At 44.9% G+C, this 581-nt stretch carries 1 protein-coding gene; it reads left to right on the forward strand.

The window, feature by feature from the left end; translation table 11 throughout:
* Positions 1-70 precede the first annotated feature (70 nt).
* Positions 71-581 (forward strand): inorganic diphosphatase (ppa, locus tag R8N47_RS26940; RefSeq protein ID WP_318186332.1); only part of this gene is annotated, 511 nt, incomplete at its 3' end.

Genomic DNA, 581 nt, shown 5'->3' on the forward strand with positions numbered 1-581 from the left:
TGAAATGCGAATTAATCATAGATGAGGGCGATCTTCTGGCTACTCATCCTCAATGAAAAGGAATATTCAAATGAGCCTAAACCATGTACCAGCAGGTAAATCGCTACCTGAAGATATTTACGTCGTTATCGAAATCCCTGCCAATGCAGACCCTATCAAATACGAAGTAGATAAAGACTCTGGTGCTGTATTTGTCGACCGTTTCATGTCTGCGCCAATGTTTTACCCATGTAACTACGGTTACGTGAACAACACACTTTCGCTTGATGGTGACCCAGTAGACGTCCTTGTCCCAACGCCATACCCACTCATGCCAGGTTCTGTTATTCGCTGCCGACCTGTTGGCGTTTTGAAGATGACGGATGAGTCGGGCGAAGATGCCAAAGTCGTTGCCGTACCGCACTCTAAAATCTCTAAAGAGTATGAACACATTCAAGATGTGGGCGACATTCCTGAGTTGCTAAAAGCACAAATCACGCATTTCTTTGAGCGCTACAAAGAGTTGGAATCAGGAAAATGGGTGAAAGTTGATGGCTGGGCAGATGTAGAAGCGGCAAAAGCAGAGATTCTACAATCTTACG

This window comes from Vibrio sp. 2132-1 (assembly GCF_033344315.1).